Below are 5,812 nucleotides of genomic sequence, written 5' to 3' on the forward strand. Positions count from 1 at the left end.
AGATTAATGACGGGCCGCCCAATACCAGCAATGTAACCAGGACGAGCACCATCACTGACATCACGGCATAGACTAGCAGGCTCGATAAGCGGTGAAGATTTGGGTGCATACAAGACTCCAACTATTTTGCAGGTCCGATCAGAATCGGCACATAACGAACGGCAAAACACAGCAGTGCCAGTACCCAGAGCCCAGTGGCCATCTCAAGCCAAAGTTGCCCGCCAGCGATTGCAGCGACGATACGTGTTAAAGCAGCAAGGCTGAGCAGCACGATTGCGCACGTTAACAGGTAATGACTCTTTAAAGCACGACCGGTATGACCCAGCGCTGCCCGAGCACCGACACTGACAATCATACTCGTGATGGCCCCTATGGTCAGAGCATGCACGGCGGCGCTGACAGACATAACCCCGGCCAGCGACAGCGTCCACAGAAGAATGCCCGTAACCAGCCAGGCGTAGGACAAATGCATCATCCACACGAGCGGATCAGACAGGGTCAACCAGAATTTCCAACGCAGCAACCGCCAGCACTGCGCTACAAAACAGCTGAACCCCAGGGGAATTGCCACCGCAACGGGCCACTGAAATATGACGCTTGACGCAAACAGTAGCAACAAGCTGATGGCAATCTGATCGACCAGCCCAAAAGGCTCTGGCAGTTTCGATGGGGACACCGTCTCACCCATTGGCGCTCGCCGACGCAACCAGTTGCCGGTAAATGCCGGAATGACACGCCCGCCGATCACATTGATCAGCACTATCACCAGCCACAACTGCGCCCATAACACCCGCTGAAGATCAATATCTGGCAGCAGCTGCAATTCCCCAGCATGGAACAGCATATCACTAACGCTGAGTGCGACTAATACCGCCAGCACCTTATAGTTACGTTTGTTGCGCGCGCTGAACAGTTCGCGCGCCACCAGCATACAGAGCAATAGCCAGAAAAGCCCATCTGCCATGGCGCTCAGTGTGGGCGACAACATCGCCAGTCTGCCGGCGAGCCAGAACGTGACCAGAATCGCCAACGGCCAACCGGCTACCGGCGGACGGGAGGCCCAATTGGCCACTGCGGTCAATAAAAACCCCGCGATTGCCGCAGCCATAAGTCCCATCATCATGTCATGCGCATGCCAGTGTACTGGCGCCCTGGACCAGTCCAACACCAGGTTTCCGCTCCAGATCAAAATCCACAGGATGATCGCTGACATGCTATAGATAATGCCCAGCAGAAAAAACGGCCGGAATGCATAGGAAAACAATCGATCCATAAATGTTGTCACTTTACGTCCATCCCTTTGATCATATGGTGAACATCCCCACGACTAATATTGCTTTCCTCACAGGCCCTTTCCGGTCCGGCACGTCAGGCATGCATAGGACAACGGCCCCCCGCATGCAGTTCGTTAGGAGCCTCGTCAGTTGCGCCCTTTTCCAGTGCCTGGCGTGGACCAAAGAATTCGAAATGCACCTGCATTGGAGGGATGCCCCACGTCAGCAACTGGTGGTAAATGTTGACCATGAACGCCTGCGGACCACAGAAATAATAGTCCGCATCGCGCTGGGGGACGAGCGATTCAATCAACTCTGCGTCTACCAGTCCGGTGCTCGATGAGTCCGAATCAATGGCATCAGGCTTGATCGGCGCATTGTAACGGTAGTGGACTTTCAGATTCGGGTATTGGGAGCTCAACGCATCTATTGTTGCGCGGAACGCCTGGACCTTTTCATCCTCGACACCGTGGATAAAGACGATCTCACGTCCTGGCATTGTCTCAAGAGCGCTGAGCAGTATACTCATGAGTGGCGTAACTCCCACCCCTGCCGCCAAAAGAACAAGAGGTCGTTCGTGCTTTTCTGTCACATCAAGGAAGAATTCACCGCAAGGCGCCGACAGCTCCAGTTCCGAGCCAACTTCCAGTTTCGCATGCAGCAGGTTGGAAACATAACCATCCGGCTTGCCGGCGCCAAGTCCGGTTTCCCGTTTTACGCTGATGCGAAAGTGATCCTGGCCCGGTTTGTCGGAAAGGCTATAATTACGCATGGTAGTGAAACCATCCGGCCTTTCTACCCGGAGGGTGATGTACTGCCCTGGCTTGTATTCCGGCAGCTCTCCCCCGTCGACCGGCGTCAGGTAGAAAGAAGTAATAACACTGCTCTCGACCTCCTTGCTCACAATCCGGAAGGTCCGGAATCCCACCCAGCCTCCCGCGACCTCGGCGTGTTCGCTATAGATCTGCTTCTCCCGACCAATCAGGATGTCAGCAAGGAAGCCATAAGCCTCAGCCCAGGCGTCAATCACAGCTTCCGTGGCGCCTTCGCCCAGCACCTCTGATATTGATGCCAGCAGGTTTTCACCTACGATGGGGTAATGCTCGGGACGAATTTGCAGGGAAACATGCTTTTGCGCGATAAGTTCGACAGCGCCGCCCAACGCCTCCAGATTATCAATATTGGCCGCATAGGCACAGATTGCACCTGCCAGAGCTTTTTGCTGGAGCCCTGCCGCCTGATTGGCAGGATTGAATAATGGTGCGACTTCAGGGTTATGTGAGAACATCCTTTCATAGAAGTGGCGAGTCAGGGTTTCTCCATGTTCTTCAAGAATCGGAGCAGTGGATTTAACAACCTTGATGTTTTCTTCGCGTAACATTACGGATCCTTTTTGAAAAAAATGCTTTAATATGTATTTCAGGTACATATTATTATTGCCGGACTTGCCAGCTATTGCAAGTCTGATTTGAGGGTGATTCATGCAATTGACGACGTTTACCGACTATGGCCTGCGCGCGCTAATGTATCTTGCTGCCGAGCCTGACAGGCTATGCAGCGTTCGCGAACTGGCCGAACACTACGGCATTTCCCGCAATCATCTGGTCAAGGTTGTGCACAAGCTCAGTCAGTTGGGTTATATCGCCAGCACCAAGGGAAAAGGTGGAGGAATCCGGCTGGCCCGGGATCCAGCTGAACTCAAGCTTGGCGACATGATCAGGAGCCTTGAACCGAATATGGATATCGTCGAATGTTTCGACAGAGACACCAATACCTGCAAGGTCACTGACAGTTGCCACCTCAAACACTTTCTTTTCGATGCCAATCAGGCCTTTATCGAGTCACTCAACTCCCACACGCTGGCAGATACCGTCCCGGACAAGTCTCTTTTTCTTCAGCCTCTCAGGCAGGATTCCGTTCTCCCGCTCAAGATTTTGTAGTTGCTGGCCTACAGCTGGAAATATTCGGACAACTTCAAACCGAAGCGACAAATTTACACAAACAAAAAAGGCCCGCATAAAGCGGACCTTTTATTGTTTGGCGCACCCGGAGAGATTCGAACTCCCGACCAAGTGGTTCGAAGCCACCTACTCTATCCAGCTGAGCTACGGGTGCGTAACTTTGGTGTTGTTTCCTCTGCGCTACTGCCACCAACAGTAACTACATCTCCAGTATTCCGGAGAGATTGATTCGCAATCCGCTTTGGCGGATTACTCACCCCTTGCGGGGCGGCTTGCAGCCGTCCAAAACGCAGTGCGTTTTGTCAAACTCCCGACCAAGTGGTTCGAAGCCCCTACTGTAAGCGCCATATGATTGTTTTTATTAACTTTAATAGTGCGTCCGTTGCGTGTTTTTGCACTATAAAGCACAACAATGCCCAACAAAACCCGCAAAAGTCCCGCAGAGTTCGCCTACAATATTATTTAATGCAGACTTCACCGCCAGTGATCATTGGCTTCCGCGATGGTGGCGAAATGAATGGCAATGACCTGGGAGGAAGCGATTAACAACTCTGCATCCGTTGCGTACTCCTCACGCAGTGAGAAAAGCACCTCGCGATCCGGCTGCGTGGTACTCACGCCACGGCGTGCCAGAGTTACGGCCAGCGCATAACCCTCATCTGGATTATCCGTGATCAGATTAAGCCCGTCATTCTGGGCACTGGCTGGACTGCCGGTCAGCAGCACAATCAAAGCTGTAATAGCCAGCGCCCCCAGAGCCATCGAAATCAATGCGTATTGTTTTGTCATCATCTGGTCCTCCATCGGTTCATTTGATAGTCAACGATTGATTTATTAAGTGGCATATTCGCCACGCGAGAATTCCCAACAGCGTCAGTTTGAGCGCATCTGCGACGATGTAAATCATGTGTAGCGAGGATGACGGAGGCGTGCTGCCGTCCAGAATTACCTGCACGCGAACATCCAGTACCGGCAGAAGCCAGATCGTTTGCATTGCCACAATTAGCGCAATAATCACGACCGTCGCCTGCAGCCATCGCCTGGCTGTACCGACAGTGAGTACCACAAGCAGCAACGCCAGTACGACCTCAACCCAGTTGAAGACCATGAAGGTCTGCCGGCCCACATCCAGTGCGACCGGCAGTGACAGGCTGGGCGCAAGGAATTTCACCGGCGTTGCCAGGAATGATATCCCCAGTAGCAGGCCTGTCCAGAGCACAGCCAGCAACAGCAGACTCAGAATATTGAAATTACGCATCTCCCGCTCCTGAGATATTTGGTTAATGATCGAAAATTTCCGGGTCAGCTTCGCCGGTGACATGAAGAAGCCCCCAGGCCCCTTTATCAGCTCGCGCCAACGCATGATCGACCAATACGTAGGTTCCTGGATAGTCCACAGTAAACTCAACAATCGTGGCGCCTCCCGGCAGCACGGCTGTGGTTTGCACGTTGTGGAACTTTGCCCCGCCTATATTGGCTTCCGGGTATACGGTATCAAAAATTTCGCCAACCACATGAAACGACGATGACAGCGCGACACCGCCATTACCAACATAAAGGCGAACGCGGTCGCCCACTTCTGCGGTCAGGTTCTCCGAAAGAGCGCCGGTGCGGCCGTTAAAGAAAACATAATTAGGATTGCTATCCAGCATCTGGCGGCCATCGAACACCTGCAACCCGCGTCGACCGATTGTGCCTGTTGTGAATAGTTCACCCTGAACGATGTAAAACTCTCGATCCACCTCAGGCAGACCGCCCTCGGGCTCTACCAGAATCAGGCCATACATACCATGGCTCATGTGGACCGCCATATTCGGCACTGCGCAGTGATAGATATACAGTCCGGGGTTCAGGGCGCGGAACCGAAATGACTTTTCTTCGCCAGGAGCAACGATAGTCGCTTCTCCTCCACCACCCGGTCCGGTCACGGCATGCAGATCTATATTGTGATCATGAAGACTACTTTCGTGATTACGCAGTGTGAAATTGACCGCGTCACCTTCCCGAATTCTTAGCATGGGCCCGGGCACCTGTCCGTTAAAGGTCCAGTAATTGAAACTGATGCCAGGAGCCACTTCGGACAACACTTCCCGGGTTTCCAGCTCGAGACTGATCTCTTGTGGCTCCCTGCGCGCCGGAGGCGGCACTTCGCGCGGATCAGCGGCGATGTCGCCTATCGTTTCGAAGTCACCGATGCGCCGAAAAAATTCCAGCACATTGCCCAACGGTAGTGCTGGCCCCTCGTCCGGGCCATAGGTCTCACCATACTGCGGATATTGCAGCAGGTGGCGAGCGCCCAGTGAAATCACAATAAACAGCGCCAGGGCACTCACGAACACTGCCATGGATGTCAGCATGCCGGCGGGGTAATCCAACCTGTGGATTAACCTCATGAAAAAATACCAGGACGCAGTAGCGGCCACTGCCAGCGTGAACACCTCCAGCAGCGACGTGCGCACATTCCAGATTAATGACGGGCCGCCCAATACCAGCAATGTAACCAGGACGAGCACCATCACTGACATCACGGCATAGACTAGCAGGCTCGATAAGCGGTGAAGATTTGGGTGCATACAA

At 53.3% G+C, this 5,812-nt stretch carries 6 protein-coding genes and 1 tRNA gene; 1 reads left to right on the top strand and 6 read right to left on the bottom strand.

Going from position 1 to position 5,812, the window contains the following annotated elements; genetic code table 11:
* Positions 1-121 precede the first annotated feature (121 nt).
* Positions 122-1,273, bottom strand: a complete 1,152-nt coding sequence (locus ENH71_RS11630) for an NnrS family protein (protein ID WP_294133133.1) — start codon at positions 1,271-1,273, stop codon at positions 122-124.
* A 95-nt stretch (positions 1,274-1,368) separates the two neighbouring features.
* On the bottom strand, positions 1,369-2,655 hold the full coding sequence (gene hmpA / locus ENH71_RS11635) for an NO-inducible flavohemoprotein (protein ID WP_294133135.1): 1,287 nt from the start codon (positions 2,653-2,655) through the stop codon (positions 1,369-1,371).
* Positions 2,656-2,755: 100 nt separating this feature from the next.
* Between hmpA and ENH71_RS11640 the strand changes: the two genes are divergently transcribed.
* Positions 2,756-3,214 (top strand): Rrf2 family transcriptional regulator, encoded by a 459-nt coding sequence (locus ENH71_RS11640; protein ID WP_294133137.1) that lies wholly within the window; start codon positions 2,756-2,758, stop codon positions 3,212-3,214.
* Between the two features lie 98 nt (positions 3,215-3,312).
* Here the strand turns inward: ENH71_RS11640 and ENH71_RS11645 are convergent.
* The 4 genes from ENH71_RS11645 to nirK all read right to left on the bottom strand — a co-directional run.
* A tRNA-Arg gene (locus ENH71_RS11645) sits at positions 3,313-3,389 on the bottom strand.
* 320 nt (positions 3,390-3,709) lie between these two features.
* Positions 3,710-4,027 carry a hexameric tyrosine-coordinated heme protein gene (locus ENH71_RS11650; RefSeq protein ID WP_317622378.1) on the bottom strand — a complete coding sequence of 106 codons (318 nt, stop codon included), beginning with the start codon at positions 4,025-4,027 and terminating at the stop codon, positions 3,710-3,712.
* 16 nt (positions 4,028-4,043) lie between these two features.
* Positions 4,044-4,493 carry a hypothetical protein gene (locus ENH71_RS11655; protein WP_294133139.1) on the bottom strand — a complete coding sequence of 150 codons (450 nt, stop codon included), beginning with the start codon at positions 4,491-4,493 and terminating at the stop codon, positions 4,044-4,046.
* A gap of 22 nt (positions 4,494-4,515) precedes the next feature.
* On the bottom strand, positions 4,516-5,812 hold a 1,297-nt coding region (nirK, locus tag ENH71_RS11660), incomplete at its 5' end, for a copper-containing nitrite reductase (RefSeq protein WP_294133141.1).

Origin of the sequence: Pseudohongiella sp. (assembly GCF_011050365.1) — a bacterium.
Taxonomy (GTDB): domain Bacteria; phylum Pseudomonadota; class Gammaproteobacteria; order Pseudomonadales; family Pseudohongiellaceae; genus Pseudohongiella.